Source organism: Brevibacterium sp. LAARM3_SD1 (assembly GCF_057364765.1).
The window spans coordinates 103096-122946 of sequence record NZ_JBNFOL010000003.1; the positions used below are offsets into that span (position 1 = coordinate 103096).

Annotated in this window: 22 protein-coding genes and 1 pseudogene; 10 read left to right on the forward strand and 13 right to left on the reverse strand. The window is 63.9% G+C overall.

Annotation, left to right across the window (positions count from 1 at the left end; translation table 11 throughout):
* Positions 1–201: 201 nt before the first annotated feature.
* From AC2W7L_RS02415 to AC2W7L_RS02430, 4 genes are all read right to left on the reverse strand, one after another.
* A complete protein-coding gene (locus AC2W7L_RS02415) occupies positions 202–561 on the reverse strand; it encodes a hypothetical protein (RefSeq protein WP_265417992.1) in 360 nt (119 codons plus the stop codon).
* 82 nt (positions 562–643) lie between these two features.
* Positions 644–1924, reverse strand: coding sequence for an MFS transporter (locus AC2W7L_RS02420; RefSeq protein WP_486003116.1), 1281 nt, complete (start codon positions 1922–1924; stop codon positions 644–646).
* Between the two features lie 83 nt (positions 1925–2007).
* Positions 2008–2241: a hypothetical protein gene (locus AC2W7L_RS02425; protein ID WP_486003117.1), complete on the reverse strand. Its 234-nt coding sequence runs from the start codon at positions 2239–2241 to the stop codon at positions 2008–2010.
* Between the two features lie 288 nt (positions 2242–2529).
* On the reverse strand, positions 2530–3222 hold the full coding sequence (locus AC2W7L_RS02430) for an SDR family oxidoreductase (protein WP_486003118.1): 693 nt from the start codon (positions 3220–3222) through the stop codon (positions 2530–2532).
* A gap of 62 nt (positions 3223–3284) precedes the next feature.
* Here AC2W7L_RS02430 and AC2W7L_RS02435 point away from each other — a divergent pair, with 62 nt between their 5' ends.
* Positions 3285–3674 (forward strand): MerR family transcriptional regulator, encoded by a 390-nt coding sequence (locus tag AC2W7L_RS02435; protein WP_486003119.1) that lies wholly within the window; start codon positions 3285–3287, stop codon positions 3672–3674.
* Between the two features lie 44 nt (positions 3675–3718).
* Here the strand turns inward: AC2W7L_RS02435 and AC2W7L_RS02440 are convergent, their stop codons facing one another.
* Genes AC2W7L_RS02440 through AC2W7L_RS02455 form a run of 4 tightly spaced genes read right to left on the reverse strand, consistent with a single transcriptional unit; the run spans position 3719 to position 6335 of the window.
* Positions 3719–3898: a hypothetical protein gene (locus AC2W7L_RS02440; protein WP_486003120.1), complete on the reverse strand. Its 180-nt coding sequence runs from the start codon at positions 3896–3898 to the stop codon at positions 3719–3721.
* Positions 3895–4860, reverse strand: a complete 966-nt coding sequence (locus AC2W7L_RS02445) for an aminotransferase class V-fold PLP-dependent enzyme (protein ID WP_486003121.1) — start codon at positions 4858–4860, stop codon at positions 3895–3897. Before AC2W7L_RS02445 ends, AC2W7L_RS02440 begins: the two co-directional genes overlap by 4 nt.
* A 44-nt stretch (positions 4861–4904) precedes the next feature.
* Positions 4905–5786: a formate dehydrogenase accessory sulfurtransferase FdhD gene (gene fdhD, locus AC2W7L_RS02450; RefSeq protein WP_486003122.1), complete on the reverse strand. Its 882-nt coding sequence runs from the start codon at positions 5784–5786 to the stop codon at positions 4905–4907.
* A gap of 15 nt (positions 5787–5801) precedes the next feature.
* Positions 5802–6335 (reverse strand): MogA/MoaB family molybdenum cofactor biosynthesis protein, encoded by a 534-nt coding sequence (locus AC2W7L_RS02455; protein ID WP_486003123.1) that lies wholly within the window; start codon positions 6333–6335, stop codon positions 5802–5804.
* A gap of 282 nt (positions 6336–6617) precedes the next feature.
* Between AC2W7L_RS02455 and AC2W7L_RS02460 the strand changes: the two genes are divergently transcribed.
* From AC2W7L_RS02460 to AC2W7L_RS02480, 5 genes are all read left to right on the forward strand, one after another.
* Positions 6618–7097 (forward strand): hypothetical protein, encoded by a 480-nt coding sequence (locus AC2W7L_RS02460; protein ID WP_486003124.1) that lies wholly within the window; start codon positions 6618–6620, stop codon positions 7095–7097.
* A 72-nt stretch (positions 7098–7169) separates the two neighbouring features.
* Positions 7170–7649, forward strand: coding sequence for a DoxX family protein (locus AC2W7L_RS02465; protein ID WP_486003125.1), 480 nt, complete (start codon positions 7170–7172; stop codon positions 7647–7649).
* A gap of 229 nt (positions 7650–7878) precedes the next feature.
* Positions 7879–8325 carry a MarR family winged helix-turn-helix transcriptional regulator gene (locus tag AC2W7L_RS02470; protein ID WP_486003126.1) on the forward strand — a complete coding sequence of 149 codons (447 nt, stop codon included), beginning with the start codon at positions 7879–7881 and terminating at the stop codon, positions 8323–8325.
* Between the two features lie 62 nt (positions 8326–8387).
* Entirely contained in the window at positions 8388–9599 is a 1212-nt protein-coding gene (locus tag AC2W7L_RS02475) for an LLM class flavin-dependent oxidoreductase (RefSeq protein WP_486003127.1), read from the forward strand.
* Positions 9596–10162 (forward strand): NADPH-dependent FMN reductase, encoded by a 567-nt coding sequence (locus tag AC2W7L_RS02480; RefSeq protein WP_486003128.1) that lies wholly within the window; start codon positions 9596–9598, stop codon positions 10160–10162. Before AC2W7L_RS02475 ends, AC2W7L_RS02480 begins: the two co-directional genes overlap by 4 nt.
* Positions 10163–10231: 69 nt before the next feature.
* Here AC2W7L_RS02480 and AC2W7L_RS02485 read toward each other — a convergent pair whose 3' ends face one another.
* Positions 10232–10858 carry a TetR/AcrR family transcriptional regulator gene (locus tag AC2W7L_RS02485; RefSeq protein WP_423058798.1) on the reverse strand — a complete coding sequence of 209 codons (627 nt, stop codon included), beginning with the start codon at positions 10856–10858 and terminating at the stop codon, positions 10232–10234.
* Between the two features lie 79 nt (positions 10859–10937).
* Here AC2W7L_RS02485 and AC2W7L_RS02490 point away from each other — a divergent pair, with 79 nt between their 5' ends.
* The 3 genes from AC2W7L_RS02490 (at position 10938) to AC2W7L_RS02500 (ending at position 13544) form a co-directional block, all read left to right on the forward strand.
* On the forward strand, positions 10938–11471 hold the full coding sequence (locus tag AC2W7L_RS02490; RefSeq protein ID WP_486003129.1) for a hypothetical protein: 534 nt from the start codon (positions 10938–10940) through the stop codon (positions 11469–11471).
* Between the two features lie 290 nt (positions 11472–11761).
* Positions 11762–12958, forward strand: coding sequence for a calcium:cation antiporter (locus AC2W7L_RS02495; RefSeq protein WP_486003130.1), 1197 nt, complete (start codon positions 11762–11764; stop codon positions 12956–12958).
* Positions 12959–13094: 136 nt separating this feature from the next.
* On the forward strand, positions 13095–13544 hold the full coding sequence (locus tag AC2W7L_RS02500; protein ID WP_486003131.1) for a PaaI family thioesterase: 450 nt from the start codon (positions 13095–13097) through the stop codon (positions 13542–13544).
* Between the two features lie 18 nt (positions 13545–13562).
* Here the strand turns inward: AC2W7L_RS02500 and AC2W7L_RS02505 are convergent, their stop codons facing one another.
* From AC2W7L_RS02505 to AC2W7L_RS02515, 3 genes are all read right to left on the reverse strand, one after another.
* The gene (locus AC2W7L_RS02505) at positions 13563–15164 is read right to left on the reverse strand and encodes an AMP-binding protein (protein WP_486003132.1); all 1602 of its coding nucleotides are present in this window, start codon (positions 15162–15164) and stop codon (positions 13563–13565) included.
* 120 nt (positions 15165–15284) lie between these two features.
* Positions 15285–16307, reverse strand: coding sequence for a GmrSD restriction endonuclease domain-containing protein (locus AC2W7L_RS02510; RefSeq protein ID WP_486003133.1), 1023 nt, complete (start codon positions 16305–16307; stop codon positions 15285–15287).
* 408 nt (positions 16308–16715) lie between these two features.
* Positions 16716–16955: a hypothetical protein gene (locus AC2W7L_RS02515; protein ID WP_486003134.1), complete on the reverse strand. Its 240-nt coding sequence runs from the start codon at positions 16953–16955 to the stop codon at positions 16716–16718.
* 412 nt (positions 16956–17367) lie between these two features.
* Between AC2W7L_RS02515 and AC2W7L_RS02520 the strand changes: the two genes are divergently transcribed.
* Positions 17368–18267, forward strand: coding sequence for a LysR family transcriptional regulator (locus AC2W7L_RS02520; protein ID WP_486003135.1), 900 nt, complete (start codon positions 17368–17370; stop codon positions 18265–18267).
* Between the two features lie 18 nt (positions 18268–18285).
* Here AC2W7L_RS02520 and AC2W7L_RS02525 read toward each other — a convergent pair.
* A pseudogene (locus AC2W7L_RS02525) lies at positions 18286–19847 on the reverse strand (tripartite tricarboxylate transporter permease).
* Positions 19848–19851 lie beyond the last annotated feature (4 nt).

Consider the following 19851-nt stretch of genomic DNA (forward strand, 5'->3'; position numbering starts at 1 on the left):
CAAAGCGACACTTGAGTCGCTTCTCGTCAACCTCGCCTGCGTCAGGAAGCGACTCAGGCAGGCACGCCGTTGAGCATGCTGGCGATCAGCCCCAGCACCGCCAGGCCCGCGATGACGTACACGATCACACGTTTGCGCATGGTCCGGATTCTACTGCGACTCCCCCGGTTAGTGTCCATGGTGCCCGACGACGAGTCGCCGTCACCACGGGTTGGCCTCCTGCCAGCGGGTGAACCAATAGCGGTCGCCTTGGTAGTGCGACTTCTCCGGCTTGCACCCCTTGAGATCCGAATGCTCCCCCAGCCAGGTCCGCACCATCGGCATGACCTCGTCCAGACGGTCGACCCAATCATCGAGCGGCAGCAGCAGAACCGAACCGTCGACGGAGGTCAGACGGCATGAATAGTTCGGCAGGCCCTCGGTGATCTGCGAATGCGTATATCTGATCTGGTCGCAGCCGGTGGTGAGGTAGAAGCGGATGAACTCACCACAGACATAGGAGCACAGCGTTTTGAAGTTCCGGTAGCGGATCATCCATGCCGGGGGATCATATTCAGACATGTGTTCTATTCTAAGTCTTCGGTCTGACAGGGAACAGCGGATCGGAGGAATCTGCCCTCACCCGTCGTCAGCGGGGCGGTCGTCAGCGGCGGCGGGAGCTCACGCGGATGAGGATCAGCGCGAGGATCACGCACAGCACATAGGTGATGCCGACGGCGACCCAGCCGATGACGAAGCCGCCGGGCGAACCGACGATGACGCCCATAAGCAGCGGGCCCAAGGCGAAGCCGCAGAACATTCCGGCCGTGACCATGCCGCTGGCCGAGACCATCGAGGATGCCGGGATCGCGCGCATGAGCGCGGCCATGAGCACCACCGAGACCCCGAGAGCGGAGATGCCGTGGAAAGCCACGGCCACCCAGACAAGCGCAGACCATGCGGCGACGTCGGCGATGAGGAACAGCACCGCTCCACCCAGGGCGATGAGAGCGAGGACCAATAGCAGGCGGGGGCCTGATGCGCCTTTGGCCATGCGTCTGGCCCAGGTAACGCGGGCGATGACGCCGATGACGCCGGCCAGTGCGGCAGTGGCGCCGCCGAGGACGAGGCTGAAGCCCATCTCGCGCACGGCGAAGAGCGGTATGTACACGTTCGTCGCCTGCACGCCGATGCCGTTGGTCCATCCGAACAGCGCCAGTGCCCAAACCATGCCGGGGTGCTTGGCCGGGCGGGTGGGTGCCGGTTCAGGATCGGGGTGGGCCGCCTCGGCGGGGGTGTCCGTTGAGGGTTCCGGGGTGGTGGCGGCCGCCTCGGTGGCGGTGTCTGATGCAGGTTTCGGAGCGCTCAGCAGCGGGGTGGTGCGCAGCGAATACCAGGTCATCGCGAGCAGGATGAGTGGGATGACCGCGATGGTCAGGGCGGCACCGCGCCACCCGACACCGAGCGCGAGAACCGGGAAGGCAAGGCTGGCGATGAGCTGGCTGACCTGGACTCCGGACTGCTTGATGCCGACCCAGCCGATGCGCTTGGTGTCGGGGACGCGTTCGAGGAGGATCCGGTTGGTCACTCCGTTGGGAAAGGATTGAGCGATGCCGGACAGGGCTGCGGCCAGCAGAAGCATCGGGAACCCGTCGGGAACGGCCACGAGCAGGAGTGCCAGCGTGGCGAGGACGAAGATGAACGCCATGAGCGAGAGATCGGAATGCCGATCGGCGAGGCGGCCCAGGGTGGCGTTGCCGATCGCGGCGGCACCGAAACAGGTGGTGGCGAGCAGGCCGAAGTGGGCTTCGGAGATGCCGAGCTCGGCGATGATCGAATCGCTCGTGGCGCTGAGCCCGTAGAGCATGATGGGCCCGGCAGCGACGGCCCCGAGGAGGACGGTGAGCAGACCGATGCCAGGTGCCTTCTGGTCATGGCTGGTCATCGTACACCTCCTGTCGCATGCTTCAAGTCAGCATGCTAGCCGGAGGCGAATGGCGGGTGGCGAGGTGTCTCAGCTGGTGCGATTCAGCCTTTGGAGCGTCGCACGGAAGACCGGTAGGCCAGTGCAGTGTCGATGGCGAGGATGCCGGCACCGCCGATGAGGACGGCGAGCGCCACTACGATCGGGTGCGGCTCATTCCATGCCAGCAGCCCACACAGCACGGAGGCGAAGATGACGATGAGCACCCCGTTGCGGCAGCGCCGGACCAGGCTGGCCTTCTCATCCGAGTTCTCAACGGCCTGCAGCGTGTAGGTCATTGTCACTCCATCTCGTTGTCGGCATTTCCGCAGCGTGTGGCGGTGATGCACAGTGGTCTGTCTGTCGCGCCCTTCCCGTTCGCACGGAAACGGCACCGAGAGCCACATTAGCCTCGAGTTCGCGCTCTTATCGCCACATGAAGAAATTGTTGAATGTTGCAGATCTTTCACAAAGGCCGCCCCGCCCCGAACGGCAGGGGTGGATGACTTCCCGCCGCCGAAGAGAGGCCGGTCGATCGTTATGGCTGTGTTACCGAATTCCTCGGGATTCAGGGCCGGTCCGCTACATCACTCGACGAATCGACCGCGGTCGCCTGACAGCCCTGCCTTGAGTATTGTGGCCGCATCGTCGGCCAGGATCTCGTTCACCCCGTCTTCGAACTGGTCGAGGGCGGTGGCGACGAGTTCGTCCGGGCGGTTCTTGGGGACATCGATTCCTGCCATCATGTCGGTGTCGGTGCTTCCAAGCAGCATCGAGCTGACCTGGATGCCGGCCCCAGCCAGCTCTTCACGCAGCCCGTTCGACATCGCCCAGTTCGCCGCTTTGGACGCCCCATAGGAGTTCGAGTGTTCGTAACCCAGCCAGGCCATGACAGAGGAGACGTTGAGAAAGGCGCCGCGGCCGCGCTTCCGCATGGCCGGGGCGAACGCCCGGACCATACGCAGGGCACCGAAATAGTTGATGTCGATCTCTCGCCTGATATCGCTCATCTCTCCATCGATGAGGCGGGCGAATGAGGAGAATCCTGCGTTGTTGATGACGATGTCTGCTTGGCCGACCGCGCGAGCCGCCTCCTCGACCTGCTGATGGTCGGTGACGTCGAGACTAATTGGTTCGACTCCGGGCACGTCGACTGACTCTGGACGGCGCGCTGCCGCATAGACTCTTGCGGCGCCGCGCTCGAGCATCTGCGTGGCGAACTGAGCCCCCAGTCCGCGGTTCGCTCCGGTGATGACGACAACGCTGTACTTGATCTTCATGACTGTGCTTCCTTTCGCATCTCCCACCGGTTCAGGCGGGTGCTTCGATGCTAAAATCTGACGTGGACGTCAGCTTCAAGGCAAAGAGACACATGTCACAGATTCCGCAGTCGCCGGCCCTGTTATCGATCGGTGAGACCGCACGTCGTTCCGGCAGCAGTCCGCGTGCCCTGCGCTACTACGAGGAACAGGGCCTCCTCGCGCCGGAGCGCACCGAGGGTGGTCAACGTCGCTATCCAGCTGACGCTGTTGAGCGGGTCCTCCTTTACCGAAGGCTCATCGACGCCGGCCTCGGCACCGAGGTGATTCGAGAGCTTCTGCCCTGCATGAATGGTTCAGCGACTTCTGACACCGTGGCCACGCTGCAACGCGAGCACAAGAAACTGCTTGCTCAAGCCAGGGAGCTCGAGGCGACCGCAGGCAGGCTGGAAAGCATCCTCGAATCGCTCTGAACTCCCGAGAGCGGTGTGCCGGTGAGAGTCTCGGACGACGCGCTTCAGGGAGACGCAGAGTTTGTCACTGCGTTGAGCGCCGTGTCGACATCGGCTTCGTCGTTAAAGAGGTGGAATCCGAAGCGCATGTTCCCTCCGGCCTGCGAGTATCGCACTCCAGCCGCGTCGAGCCGGTCGAGAGCCGCGGGCCACGACTGCTGGGCGTCGTCGAGGTCGATCGTCACGATGGCTGAGTTTGACTCCTCCAGACCGAGCCCGGTTCTGAAACGGTTGGCCAAGGCGAGGTCGTGGGTGTGGATCTGGTCGACATCGACGTCGAGCAGCAGTTCGAGCGCTGGAGCCGTGCCGACCCACGAGTGCCAGGCCGGTGAGATGTCGAAGGCGCGAGCACCGTCGGCCAGATGCATCGGCATCCCGTAGCTGGCTGCTCCCCCGGCAGCGAACCACCCGGCGGCCAGAGGCTTGAGCCGGTCGAAGCACTCCGCACGGCGGGGATGAGAGTCGTCGGCGGCTGCCAACTGCGACGGCATCGTGAGGAACGCCGTCCCGCGCGGGCGCACAGCCATTTGTAGGCGGCGACGGCGAGGAAGTCGACCTCGGAGGCGTTGAGCGGCAGCCATCCGGCCGCCTGCGTGCCGTCGAGGACAGTGAGTGCCCCAACTTCTCGGGCGGCACGGGTGGTCGCTGGGATGTCGGCGACCTCGCCGGTCGCGGACTGTGCGGCGGAGAAGGACACGAGCGTCGTGGACTCGTCGACCGCCTCGGCGAGGGTGTTCAGCGGCGCGGTGCGCACCCGCACCCCACGGTCGGCGTGGACGGCGAAAGGGTAGACCCCGGAGGTGAACTCGATGTCGGGGATGAGGACCTCCGCGCCGTCGGGCAGCGCAGCGGCGATCGGGGCGAGCAACTGGGATACGGCGGCCCCGGTGGCCACCTGATCTGAGGGAACACCGACGAGGCGACCGAAGAGTTCTCGGCTGGTGTCGACCGATTCCGCCCACCGCGGCCAGGGGACGCTTCCGGCCCGCCACTCGTCGAGGGATCGTTGCAGCGCGTTCCATCCGCGCCTAGGCGGCGGACCGTAGGAGCAGGAATCGAGGAAGGCCTTCTGCACGTCCCATTCGGTACGGGCCTGCGCGATAGTCAGACAGGAGGTGGAGCTGGTGGGATCGTCATTGATGTCCATGCCAGCGAATCTAGCACCGGAACCGCGGGGCCGCCTCGGCGAATTCAGGCCACGCGCTCGGGGTACGAGTAGGCGTTGAACCTGCCCTTGCGGTTGAAGCCGATGACGGTCACGCCTACGTCTTTGCCGTGGTCGACGGCCATCGCCGAGGGGGCGCTGACGGCGGACATCATCGGGATGCCGGCCATGGCGCACTTCTGAACGAGCTCGAACGATGCCCGCGCGGACACCTGCAGCACGGTCTGGCGCAGCGGCAGGCCCCGGTTGGCCATGGCCCAGCCGATGACCTTGTCGACGGCATTGTGCCGGCCGACATCCTCACGACCGACGAGTAGCTCGGGTTCTGCGTTCGGGTCGTCACCGACGGCGAAGAGTGCAGCGGCATGGACTCCGCCGGTCTTGTCGAAGATCTCCTGCGTCTGCCGCAGACGATCGGGCAGTTCACCGATCCGAGCCGCGGAAAGCAGCTTGGGGAACTCGTATTCTCCATGGTCCTCGACATGAAAGGCGCCAGGAATGAGGGGATATGCAGAGGTCTTCGTGACGGCATCGGCGGCCGCGGTTCCGCAGATCCCGCACGACGATGAGGTGTAGACATTGCGGGCCGGAGCCGTCTCGGGGTTCCAGATTCCCGGGGCCAGGCGCACCTGGGCCACGTTATAGTTCCGGCTGCCGTCGGGGGCGAGTCCGGCGGAGAAGTTGACCTCCTCGATATCGTCCATCGACGTCACGACCGCCTCGGAGAGCAGATACCCGGCGATGAGTTCCACGTCGTGGCCGGCGGTGCGCATGGTCACGGTGTACTGCTCACCGTTGAGCTGGATCTCCAGCGGCTCCTCCCCCGCCAGGGAATCCGGGCCAGCCGAGATCTCACCGGTGGCGTCGAACTTATACACCCGGGCTCGCACGGCCTTGCGCATCTGCATGTTCTCGTTCCTCTCTCAGACCCGGGGACCGTGGTCGGTAGTGTCCTCGACGGAGGTCTGGATGTGCTCGAGGAGGTCATCGATGACGGTGATTCCGTCCTTGACCCCGCCCTTCGAACCAGGGAAGTTGATGACGAAGCTGCGCCCCCGCACTCCCGCGACTCCGCGGCTCATCACCGCCGAGGATGTCGACTCGAGACCCTTGCGCCACATCGCATAGATGAGGCCCGGGGACTGGCGCTCGAGGAGTTCGGCAGTGAATTCAGGAGTGCGATCGTCGGGAGCGAGCCCGGTGCCGCCGCTGGTGACGATGATGCGAGGACGATCAGCCTCCGGGGTGTCGACAAGGAGTTCGCGCAGGGCCCGGCCAACGGGTTCGCCGTCGCGGACGACGATCGCCTCAGGTGTCTCGTATCCGCGACCGCGCAGCCAATCGACGAGGATCGGTCCCGTCGTGTCCGCGGCCTCTCCCCTGGCCGCCGAGGTGGAGGCGATGATGACGGCAGCCTTGCGTCCCGCTCCGAGGAGTTCGCTGTTCTCTTCGCTCACCTATCTGCCTTCTTCCCAGTTCAGTCGCTCCCGCTTGCAACGCACATCGCACGCGGCACGTGCGCACTCTCGCGGGGCACAGTCATTGCCTCCATTGTCCCACTCCGGCCGGGGATGACCACAGACACCCACGGCTCCAGGCGGCCCATTTAGAAGGCGTCCGTTTCACCGGCACAGGTGTGAGGATCGTCAATCCTTGTCACGCGGATTCGACCCACCGACCATGGAAGCGCCCACAACCACAACGGAGTGGAACCGGATTCCCCGAGGAGGATGGACAAAGTGCCGACACCAGATGCGGTCTCTGCCGAGATCGCGGCCAGAGTCGCCGCCGATATTGAAGCGCGCAGGGACCGAATCAACGAAGGCTTCTCTCGCTTCTATGCTCCGTTGGCCGTCGTGGCCTTCGTCCTCACGTTCCTGCCCTACTACCGCTCCGCACCGGAGGACTCGACTCAGTACGGCGGCCTGTGGCAAGAACTCGCACGCACCGGCCATAGTTTTGACGCCGCAGCCGTGATGATCTTCCTCGCACTCATCGCCCTGCTCGCCGTCGCGGCGATTCGGAAGCTACCGGGGCCGGGCTTGTTCGCTGCGGCCGCGCTCAGTCTGATCATCGGCATCATGGTCTGGACCGCCCCGGGCTTCTCGGATCCGCCAGACCTCACCGATGCCGGAATCCTCGACATCGCCTTCTCCTTCACGGCTGCGGCGATGATGCTCACCCACGTCGCTTTGCTGGTTATCTATCGTCGGCGATAAGTAGTTGCCAGCGTCTTGCCATCGTCGGCACATACCGTGTGATTGCAATTTCAACCAATTTTGGAGATCACCGTGTACGCAACGACCGGACTGCCGACCTTCGCCCGCGACATCATCACCCTCATTGCCCGGATCACCCTCGGCGCAATCTTCATCGCCCACGGTTGGCAGAAGTTCAATGAGTGGACCATTGCCGGAACAAGCGATTCGTTTGCGCAGATGGGAGTGCCGTTGGCCGATATCGCGGCCCCGGTAGCGACCTTCATCGAGCTCATCGGCGGAGCGCTGCTCATCCTCGGCGCGCTCACGCCCATCGTCGGATTCCTGCTGGCGGCCAACGTCATCGGCGCCCTCATCATCGTCCACCTCGTCCCGACTCCGTTCGTCGATCAGGGAGGCTGGGAACTCGTCGCAGCCCTCGCCGCCGGCGCACTGCTGATTACCGCCGCGGGCCCCGGTCGCCTGAGCGTCGACCGATTCCTCTTTGCCGGCAAGGCAAGCAAGCGGAATAAGCGCACGAGCGATTCTCACGCCGTGACTGCGGACGCCTGAGCCTCCGCAGACGACTGGCACTTGGTACCGCCAGGGCCTGGCGAAAGCACCGCCATAGGTAGGCGAAATGGTCACAGAAAATTCAAGGGAGCGTGACCATTTCGCCCACCGTAGTCATCGCCCTCGCCACGGGCCGTCCTCGGCACCTCACGCAACGCAGGTAATGTGAGAACGAAGCGCGGTAACCACAGCGCCAGCGGCAGCTAAGCAGTCATCAGAAGGAGAAGCGGTGGAGGACCTGAGCCTGAGCACGCTCATCTGGCTGCGCATGGCCCGCTTCGTCCAGAACAGCAACCAGCTCTCCAACGACCACCTGCGTCAGTTCGGACTCACCGTCGCACAGTTCGAGGCCCTTGCCCATATCCGCAATTTCGAACCGATCACGCAGTCCGCTCTCGCCGAAGGACTGACCGTCAGCGGCGGCGGGATCTCCCGCATGCTCGCCCGGCTCGAGTCCGAGGACCTGATCTCCCGCGAACAGGACTGGAAGACCAAACACATCTCGCTGACGCCCAAGGGCCGCGAACTCCTCGAACGCGCGTTTCCCTCGCAACTGGAACAGCAGGCGTCTCTGTTCGACGATTCCTTGAGCGAGGACGAGAAAGTGCAGCTGCATGCGCTCATGAAGAAGCTCTACGACACCAGCCGGAAGCGCGGCGAGAACCCGCGGGAATAATCGCGCACCCGTCTCAGTTGACATGGCAAATGACATTTTCGTCGCCGTCACGAGGAGACACCTTGAGCGAGTCCGCGCAGCTGCCCACCACCCCACAGCAGCATTCCGGAACGGCTGGATCACAGCCGTCACAGCAGCCGAACTATATGCAGGAATTCGGCTTCGACCGAGGCCAGGGACTGCAGTTCGGCATCTACAGCCTCGGCGATCATCTGCCCGACCCGCACGACGGATCTCGCGTCGATGCCGGCCAGCGCATCCACGAATTCATCGGCTACGCCCAGGCCGCCGAGGATGCCGGACTCGACTTCTTCAGCCTCGGCGAGAGCCATCAGGAGTTCTTCGCCTCGCAGGCCCACGCGGTCATCCTCGGAGCCATCGCCCAAGCAACGGACACCATCCGCATCGGCAGCTCCTCGACGATCCTGTCGACCTCGGACCCGGTTCGCGTGTTCGAGAACTTCGCGACGATCGATCTCATCTCCGGCGGTCGTGCCGAGCTCGTCGCCGGTCGCGCCTCCCGGATCGGCCTGTTCGAACTCCTCGGCTATGACCTGCGCGACTACGAAGAACTGTATGAGGAGAAACTCGATCTGCTGCTCCAGATCAACCGCGAGAAGCAGGTGACCTGGTCCGGTCAGTTCCGGGCGCCGCTCAACGACGCCGAAGTCCTCCCCCGCCCCACCGGGCAGGCGCTGCGCATCTGGCGTGCCGTCGGCGGAGCGCCGGCGAGCGCGGTTAAGGCGGGACTGGCCGGGGTTCCCATGGTCATGGCGCACCTCGGCGGGACTACCTCGGTGTTCAAGGGCACCGTCGATGCCTATAGGCGCGCAGCCGCTCATGCCGGGTTCGATCCGGCCACCCTGCCGATCGCCACGGCCGGTTTCTTCCACGCGGCCGAGACCTCACAGCAGGCGTTGGCGGGAATGTATCCGCATATCAACGAGGGGATGAAGCGCACGAACGGGCAGGGCATGCCCAAGCAGCATTTCGCGCAGAGCGTCCACCCGGCGTCGATTGCGAACATCGGCAGCCCGCAGCAGATCATCGAGAAGATCCTTCACCAGCATGAGGTCTTCGGTCATCAGCGCTACCTCGCGCAGATCGACTTCGGCGGGATGCCGTACGCGGAGGTGATGAAGCAGATCGAGATCATCGGCACCGAGATCCTGCCCGCCGTGAAGAAACACACCGCCACCGTGCCTGAAGAGTCTGTCTCCGAATCCTCCGGTTCCGCATTCGACTCCGATTCCGCCGAGGAGGCCCTGTCATGAAGATGGTTCTGCTGTCCGGGTCGAACGTCGGGACGAAGACCCGGACCGTGATCGATCACCTCGCCGAGGCGGTCGCCGCCTATGACTCGACCATCGACGTGAGCGTCATCGACCTTGCCGAGGTGGACATGGTCTTCTCCGACGGTCGGAACTTCACCGAGTACACCGGCGACACCGGTCGGGTGGCCAGGGAGCTCATGGACGCCGATGCAATCATCATCGGCACACCGATCTTCCAGGCGTCGATTCCGGCGGCGCTGAAGAACGTGTTCGATCTTCTGCCTGTCAACGCGTTCCTCGACAAGGTCGTCGGCGTCATCGCCACGGCCGGTTCGTCGAAGCACTATCTCATCCCTGCTCAGCACCTGCTGCCGATCCTCAGCTATATGAAGGCGCAGGTCGTTCAGCCGTATGTATTCGTCGGTGAGAGCGATCTGCACCGTGGCGAGATCGTCAGCCACGATGTCCTGCAGCGCCTCGACCGCCTCGTGGAGGACACGATCGTCCTCACCCGCACTTTTGCCTCGATTCGGGAGGAGCGGGACGCCGCCTACGGGTTCTGATCGTTCAAGAGCGTTGTCCGCCCACCGCCTGAATATGCGACCTCTGCGTGAAGCGCCCCGTGACCAAGGTCAGGCGCGCAGACGCTCGAGGTGCGCAGCCAGCAGCGCGCGAGCACGCTCGGAGGCAAGAACCTCGGGGTGAAGCGCCGAGCGCAGGGTCAGTCCGTCGATAAGAGCGGCAAGGGTCTCGGCCTCGGTTTGGGCATCGAGACCCGCACGCAGGACTCCGCGGCTACTCATGCTCTCAATTACTTGGGCCATGAGATCACGAGTGCCGCGCACTGCAGTTTCGAAGACGTCGGCAAGCTCTGGTGTCGTTCGAGCCTCCTCTTCGAAGGCCAGCCACACCACTGACTCCCGACGCCGAGTCTCGTCGAGCGGCAGCAGTTCGGAGAGGAAGTCAACCGTCAGCTCTTTGGCCTGATCGTGATCGATGCTCCCGGAATCAAGTTTGGGAAGCATGTCAGCCAGTCGTGTTTCCAGCCGAGCCCCGACACGCTCGACGAGAGTATCGAGCGCGAAACGTACTATCCCGTCGGCGCCGGAGAAGTAGTGCCTGATGGAGCCGATGGCCAAGCCGGTTTCATCGGCAATCGTCCTCAGCGAGACCTTGGAGAGTCCCTGCCTGAGGACAATGGAGAAGAGCGCGTCGGCGATGAGCTCTCGGCGCTGAACAGGGTCGACGAATTTCGGCATAGATCTTTTATAGCACATCCATGCTACAACGTGCTATCGTTTTAGCACGCACCTGCTAATACATCAAAGGAGATCGCCCATGTCACCCCTCCTCATCGCCCTCGGAGTCATAGCCGTCATCGTCGTCGTCATCGTTCGACGCTTCCGCGGAGAGCCCGTCGACGCCAAAGATCTCGCAGTTCCACCGTTGATCCTGCTGGGACTGGCCATCAAGGAACTGTGGGGATTCAGCCATTGGACACTGACGAACGTCACCTTCCTGACCGCCTCGGTGGTGGTCGGCGTCAGCTTCGGAATGCTGCGCGGAGCTTCTACGGTCCTCTTCGAACGAGACGGGACTCTCCACCAGAAGTACACGGTGAAGACGATGATCATCTGGGCATGCAGCCTGCTCGCGGGGCTGGGCCTTCATTTCGGAGCTCAGCTCATCGGCGCCGAAGAAGCCGTTCGCCCCATGACACTGAGCATCGGATTGAGCCTGCTCGGCGAAGCGATCACCTGCGGCGGGCGGGGCCTGCAGTCGGGCATTCCCTTCAGCAATCGCGACGCAATGCGCAACGGCGCAGACACGTCAGCGCTGACCGATTTCGTCGACCGCGTACGCCAGAGATGAACAGCAGCTTGGGCGCTTTCGACTCAGTTCGGATACAGCACGGTTTAGGGTGAACAGCACGGTTTCAAACACGGGCTGTTCACCCTAAAGCGTGCCTTTACGATTCGACTGGAGCGCGCCCGCTTACGCTCCCGTACTGCCGGACCACTCCGGCAGCACCGGTGCCCCAGATCACCGGATTTGCCGGGCCAGGTGGCCCTGGATAACCTGAAACTGGAAGGAACCAGCCGGGACGACCCGGCTGCGAACGAATCACGATGAGGACGGCCTCAGAGACAGGAAGACCTTTCATGACCGCCGCCCTCCGCACCATCATCACGCCGACCGCGATTCTTCGGCTCATCCTCGGCTGGGGCGTTTTCATCGCCCTGCAATTCATGGGCTCTCTGCTCGCTCCACCAGTGCCCCTGCCGCTTCTCGTGACTGCGCTTCTGGTCATCATCGCGGTCATCCTCATCTGCGCCTTCGGAGTCGTCACCGAGGCCGAGCACTTAGCGGACCGCCTCGGCGATCCCTACGGTTCGCTCGTGCTGACGATCTCAATCTGCCTCATCGAGGTCATCCTCATCGCCGCGGTTCTGCTGGGTCCCGGCGATCACGCGACGATCGCTCGCGATTCGGTGATGGCGGTGTCGATGATCATCCTCAACGCCGTCATCGGCCTGTGCCTGCTCGTCGGCGGACTGCGCCATGGCGCGCTCACCCACAACCGCACGGGTGTGTCGAACTACCTGGTCATGATCGTCGTCTTCGCCGCTCTCGCCTTCGCCGTGCCCGCCCTCATCGGCACCCCCGACGGTGCCTATGAGATCTGGCAGGAGATCCCGATCATCGTGGTCACCGTCGGTGCCTACGTCTTCTTCCTCTACCGCCAGATGGGACCGCAGGCCCGGGAATTCACCGAGGTGGTCCCCGTCGGTGCTGCCGCGGCGAGCGCCTCGTCGAATGCCGGAACGTCGCACTCCTCCCCCACCGAGGCGGCCGTCGAGGCTGACGACGGACCTCAGGGAATTGTCGAGATCCTTTCGACCCACCGTGTGGAGATCATCCTTCGGCTGGTCCTCCTCGTCGCCACGGTTCTGCCGATCGTCCTGCTCTCCCACGATATGGCCACGCTGCTCGATGACGGCCTGGGCCGCCTCGGCGCTCCGGTGGCGCTGTCCGGAGTGGTCATTGCGATGATCGTGTTCCTACCTGAGACGCTTACCTCTCTGCGCGCGGCGTGGAACGGGGAGATCCAACGTGTGAGCAACCTCTGCCACGGCGCACAGGTCTCAACGGTGGGACTGACGATTCCGACCGTTCTGGTCATCGGCATGCTCACCGATCAGCAGATCGTGCTCGCCGAGTCGCCGATCAATCTCGCGCTGTTTGCGATCACGCTCTTGGTCTCTGTCATCGGGTTCGCCGGCAAAAAGGTCACCGCCGTTCAAGGTGCCGCCCACATCATCATCTTCGTCGTGTTCGGTCTCGCACTCTTCGCATGAGTTGCCGGCACGGTGCCGGGACGGCAGGCGCGGGCGGCAGGCGCGGGCGGCAGGCGCGGGCAGCGAACCGTCACGGGTAGGCTGATTTCCGAACGTTCAATCAGCCTCCGGCGCTGCCCCGTACGAAGGAGAATCCATGGCCAACGACACTTCCTCGCAGCCCGCTGCGCCACTGCCCGACGTCTCACCCGAAGGCTCGAGCCGGTTCGTCGCGGCCACCGGACTCGTCGTCGATGAGGTCAGCGCCACCTCGGTGCGGGCACATGCCGACCTGGACGAGAATCACCACACTCCGTGGGGCGTCGTCCACGGCGGCGTGTACGCCACCATCGTCGAAAGCGCCGCCAGCATCGGGGCCAGCACGGCTGTGGCCGAGCGCGGCGAGTTCGCCGTCGGCGTCCACAACGCCACCGACTTCCTGCGCCCGACCGCGGCCGCACGGGTCACGGTCACCGCCGAGGCGCTCCACCAGGGTCGCAGCCAGCAGCTTTGGGACGTCGTCATCACCGACTCGGCGACGCAGAAGGTGCTCGCACGCGGACAGCTGCGCCTTCAGAACGTACCGCTTCCCACAGACGCGCAATAGACGCGAGAGTGGAAGGCCTCAGTTCCCGGCCATGTCCCGCAGAGCGTTCTTGCGGATCTTACCGGTCGACGTCGTCGGCAGCTCCTCGACGAACTCGACTCCGGCCGGTGCCTTATACGAGGCGATGCGGGTCTTGACGAACGCGATGAGGTCGGTTTCGGTCACCTCGGTGCCGGGCCCCAGGACGACGTAGGCCAACGGTCGCTGTCCCCACTTCTCGTCGGGCATTCCGACCACGGCCGCCTCGGCGACGGATTCGTGGGCGACGATGGCCTGCTCGACCTCGATGGTGGAGATGTTCTCTCCGCCGGAGATGACGATGTCCTTGGCGCGGTCGAGGATCTGGACGTAGCCGTCGTCGTGCATCACGGCGAGGTCGCCGGTGTGGAACCAGCCACCGCGGAACGCCTCGGCCGTGGCGTCGGGAGCGTTGAGGTAGCCCTTCATGACGTTGTTGCCGCGCATGATGATCTCGCCCATCGTCACTCCGTCGCGGGGCACGTCGGTGAGCACATCATCGTCGCGCAGTTCGACCACGCGCATGCGTTCGGCGCTGATCATGCCGATCCCCTGCCGGGATTTCAGCTTCGCGCGCTCCTCCACCGGCAGGCCGGTCCACTCGGGCTGCGGTTCGCACGAGGAGTACGGACCATAGGATTCGGTGAGTCCGTAGACGTGGATGACCTCGATGCCGAGGCCCTCGAGCAGGGCGATCGTCGTCGGCGACGGCGGGGCGCCGGCCGTGGTGATCGACAGCGAACCGCCCAGATCGTGGGCCTCCTTGGCCCCGGCGATGGTGTTGAGCACGACGGGGGCACCGGCCATGCGGGTGACCTTCTCGTCGTCGATGAGTCGCCACGCCTCGGGCCCGCGCACCGCCCGAATGCACACGTGAGTGCCCGACACCGCGGTCAGCGCCCAGGTCGTGCACCAGCCGTTGCAGTGGAACATCGGCAGCGTCCACAGGTACCGGGTCAGCGACGCGAAGTCCTGTGTGATGACTTCGCCGAGCGAGTTCAGGTACGCCCCGCGGTGGGTGTACATGACGCCCTTCGGCCGCCCTGTCGTGCCCGAGGTGTAGTTGACTGTGATCGTCGCGGTCTCGTCCTCGACCTCGTAAGCCCGGGGTGTTTCCGGCGCCGAGGCGGTCCAGTCGGCATAAGCTTCGACGTTGAGATCGGTCGCGGTGACCTCACCGGGGGTTCCATCTTCGTCGGGGTGGACGACGATGGTTTCGACCGCGTTCGCGGCACCGGCGTCGATGACCGGCTGGAGGAGTCCGGCATCGCCGAAGAGGAACTTCACCTCGCTGTGGCCGAGGATGTATTCGACCTCGGGCGGGGCCAGTCGGGTGTTGAGCATGACGAGCACACCGCCGGCCAACGGGACCGCGTAGTGGGCGATGAGCGCTTCGGCGCTGTTGGGGGCGAGCACCGCAACCGTGTCCCCAGTTTTGAGTCCGCGGCGAACCAGACCTTCGGCGAGGTTCTGCACGGTCTCGGCCATCTGCCGGTAGGTGAAGCGGCGCGGCCCATCGACGATCGCTTCCCTGTCGGGGTGAGCCTCGAGCGAGCGCTCGAGGAAGCGCAGCGGAGTCAGGGCGGTATCGAGTCCGGACATTGCAGGTCTCCTCATCGTCGATGATCGTGGCGGCCGTCGCCAGAAGCAGCTGCGACGGTGTTCGACATCAGACTACCGAGCGAGTGTGATCGCGTGCACACCACCCCTCGCCGAGGCGGCCTATTCGCAGGCGATTCCGTCGCCGTCGCGGTCGAGGTGCGACCCGTATCCAGGGTCACCGTTGCGCACGGGTGCCGCACCGGCCTCGCGGGCTGCCGTGCAGTTTTCGAAGAAGGTCGACGAGCTGGAACTCGAGGACTTCTGCTTGGCGGGGCGGGTCTCTTCCTTCGTGGTGACGTTGTCACCGTCGCCGGGACCGGGCCAGTCGGCATCCTCGGTGAAGGCGGGCTGGTCATCGCAATTGCCGAGGACGCGTTCCATGGCGTCCTTCTCGGCTGGGACGACCCACAGGTCGTATTTGTGTTTCACGGCGATCTGCCGGGCGACGTATTCGCAGCGATAGCTCTTGTTCGGCGGCAGCCAGGTCGCGGCGTCGCCGTCGCCCTTCTGCCGGTTGAGGCTCGAGCTCACGGCGAGCAGATTGAGCGGATCGTTGCCGAATTCCTTGAGCGTCTCCTCGTCGAACTTGAAGGCGCCCGTCTGCCACGCGTTCGATCGGGCGACGACGTGGTCGATGTCGACGGCATTCGCGCTGCGATCGAAGTCGTAGGTCTCGCCGGCATAGGGGTCGGCGAGAGTCCCGGCCAGGACGATGCAGCCTTGGGTTCCGGTCTTGAGGGTGATGCTCGTGAGATCGCGACGGAGCACGTCGTTGCGGGTGTCGCAGCCATTGTGGTCGGTGTCCGATCGCCATTTGAACAGGTCACCGTCGTAGCCGGTCTTCGGCGCCCGGCCCTTGACCGTGAGTTTGTCCAACATCGCCGAGGCGGTCCCCGTCGCCGAGCTGCCTGCGCGGCCTTCGTCCCCTTCCGCGCTTGCGCTCTCGTCGTCGGAATCATCGGACTTCGACGGCGAAGGAGTTTCCTCGCTCGGTTCCGCGGCCTCTCGAGTGGGTTTCGGATCGGCCGAGCTGGATGAGGCGGTGTCGATGGTCGGTTGGGCATCCTCGGCGCATCCGGAGAGGAGGCCGAGGGACAGGACTGCTGCAAGTGCCGCAAGAGCGCGGCGTGAGGAAGAGAGCAAGGGCATGGGCTTTCGGGCGTGCAGGCTCGCCGGTGGGGCGAGATGGTTCAGACGTGGTCGTGGACCGAGGCGACACGAATGTCGCGGCTCGATCCACTTCGATCAGTCTAGAGCCGGCGGTGCGGCAATGGCGCGCGGTCGGCAGGAACGTATCCCATTCGTTAGATACCCGGCGATCGGCAAGGTGAGATTCTCGGCGGCTACGTCAGGTTTCCAGACACGGGGGTGAGGTCACCGGCGGGTGGGTGCATGATGGAAGGGAACGGCGACCAGCCTCGGCGAGGAGGATTTTCGATGCGACACGATGAGGAGCGCCCGCGCACCAACGGGTTCCTGGCCGACGGGACGGTGCCGGGACATTGGACGCAGGTGCTCGGGTCGATGCGCGCGAATCCGTTCACGCATCTTTCACTGGATGAGGTGCACACCGAGGCGGCCCGCCACCTCATCGTCGCGCCGTCCCCTGAGGTGGCCCGAGCGTGCTTCGGGGAGATGCTCGATGCGTGCGGGGACTCGGTCGAGATCGTCACCGTCGAGGAGCTCGTGCCGGATCGCCGTCCCGGCGGCGTGGATGTTTCTGCCACACAGGCAGGACGGGTGGACGGATCTCGAGGCCGCCTCGGCGAAGTTGCGGGCGGTTCTGGTCAAGGAGAACTCAACGCGGGAGTCCAGCGACAAGCTGATCCTCATGGAGTACGGGATCAACCTGTGGATGTGGGCCGAACCGCCGTCGGGCGGAGGCGACCCCGTCTGCCACGCCGGCGAGCTCATCAGCTGGGAAAGCGCTTGGGCGCTGAGTGCGGGCGGAGGAAGTGAGGGTGACGCCGGGGCCGCGCGGAAGGAGCGAATGTCGCAGGCAACGCTGCCGCCGCGAAGCCTTCAACATCGGCGGTCACAGAAACTGGGCGTCCTGCCTCAGCACGCCCGCCGATCTACTTCGGCCTGCCGCCCGTCCTGCGCAAGCGCCGCTGGGACGGGTAGCCCGGAGACGACCGAGAGCTGTTCGCACTAGGCTGGAGTTATGTCGACAACCTCGCCGGCCGCGTCCAGAACTGCGGATATGCCATCTGCTCAGGAGCTGCTGGTCTTCATCACGTTGAACGAATCCGGAAGCATCACTGACGCCGCTGAGGAACTGCATCTGTCTCAATCTCAACTGAGCCGGATTCTGCAGAGGCTGGAGCGAAAGCTCTCCGTCTCACTGTTTCGACGCAGCACCGCCGGACTCAAGCTCACCCCGGAGGGTGAGATCTTCACCCGAACCGCATCGGCGCTGCGGAATTCCTACCTCCACAATATGCGACAGTTTCGCAACGAACTGGCCGGAGAGACAGGTGAGGTCCGACTGTCGATTCTGCCGTCCATGGCGTTTGAGTTCCTGGGGTCGTGGACCGACGCGTTTCGACAATCGCACCCACAGGCGACCATCACGGCAACGGATGACATATCGGGCAGCGCCTTGCAGCAGCTCGAGTCCGGAACGGTCGACGTCGCCATCTCCGCCTGCCTGCTCCGTTTGCCAGATGGCAGAGAACGGCAGCTGTTCCCCGAGCTCGACGACCTCAACCTCACAGCGATACTCTCCGAAGGTTTTGCTCTTGTCAGTCCTCCCGGCACCGATGTGCCGAGCGAGCTGACCTGGGACTACGCTCTTGGCCAATCCACTGTCGGATTCACTCCTGCAGCAAGCGTCCATCGCTGCATGTCGCAGATCAGCCAACTCGAGGGCATCGTCTATCAGCCGGAAACTCTGACGAACAGCCCGCTGACGATCGCCGGCATGGTCGAATCCGGCTTGGGCTCATCCATCGTGCCGGAATCGAATCTCGGCATCATGCGGATCCGCCAGTTGGTGACCACACCGCTCGAGGGGTACCGACGAATCGTCTGCGTCGCAACCGCTGATTCCCAGCACACAGCACTGGTGCGTCACTTCGTCACCATGTTGACAACGAAATGACGCACCGCGGCAGTCTGCTCAGTGCTTCCGCCTTGCCGGGTCAGTGGATCCGGCCGGTTCCTCCACGGGAAGCCCTGGAACGCTCGAGAACTTCTCGTAACTGCGCTTCTTCCGCAGAGCAGACCACGTCTTGAACCCGATGAACGCGGTCAGCACCACAATCAGCGCGAGCGAAATCGGCCGGGTGAAGAAGATGTCGAGGCTTCCGTCGGACATGATCAGCGACCGTCGGAACTCGGACTCGATCATCTCTCCCAGCACTACACCGATGAGCATCGGTGTCACCGGCAACCCCACCTTTGTGATGACGAAGCCGATCACCCCGAATGCAGCCATAACGAGGACATCGAAATATGAGTTGTTCAGCGCATACGTCCCCAATACACAAAGCAGCACCACAATCGGCATCAGAATCATATTCGGTATCCGCGAGACTCGGGAAAACAGAGGAAGCAGGGTTCGGCCCATGAAGTACATGAGGATGTTGATTACGATGAACCCGACGATGATCGAGTAGACGAGAACGGGCTCATCCGTGATGAGAAGCGGACCAGGAGTCAGTCCTTGGACCAGAAACGCCCCCAGCAGAACTGCGGTGACCGCATCGCCGGGGATGCCCAAGGTCAACAACGGAACCAAAGTGGCGCCGGAGGTGCCGTTGTTCGCTGCTTCTGCCGAGACCACGCCTTCTTCCGAACCCCGCCCGAAAGCCTCCGGCTTCTTCGAAACAGCTTTGGCCCGCGAATACGCCATATAGGCCGACACCGTGGGCCCAAGCCCTGGAATCACGCCGATCACATAGCCGATCAGGCCCGACCTGCCCGCCGTCTTCGCATACAGCCCCCGCGAAATCCGGTCTTCATGTGGCCGTTCAGGCTCTTTCACTGTCAAGGGGCTTGCAGTCGTGACCACCAATTTCGGTGCACTCACCTGGCGGAACACCTCGGCGAGGGCAAAGAGACCGATGATCACCGGGATGAAGTCGATACCCGACATCAGCGAGACCTGATCGAATGTGAACCGCGCGTTCCCGAAATCGAGTCGATGCCCACTGTCGTGATGAACAGCCCGATCGATGCTGAGATCAGTCCCCGAACAAATGACGATCCTTCGATGCCGGCGACGAGGATCAGACCTCCCAGAGCCAGCAGTAGGAACTCCGGAGATGAGAACTTCAGAGCGGCGGCGGAGATGACCGGGGCACCGACGAGCAACCCGATTCCGGAAATCAAAGCACCGAGGACAGACGCCGTCAGCGACAGTGACAGAGCACGTTTCGCGAAGCCACGCTTGGCCATGGCGTATCCGTCGGCGACTGTTGCCGCCGATGCTGCGGTTCCTGGTGCTCCGATGAGAATCGCTGAGATGCTGCCACCATAGATCGCACCGCAGTAGCAGCCGACCAAGAGCATCATGGCCGCTGTGACGTCCATCGAAAACGTGATGGGCAGCAGCAGTGCCACTCCCATCGTCGCGCCCAGACCGGGCAAGGCCCCGATGACGATTCCAGCGAAGAGACCCAACACCATCGCAAGCAGCGAAGCGATGGTGAAGACCGAACCCAATATGTCCATGATCATCAGT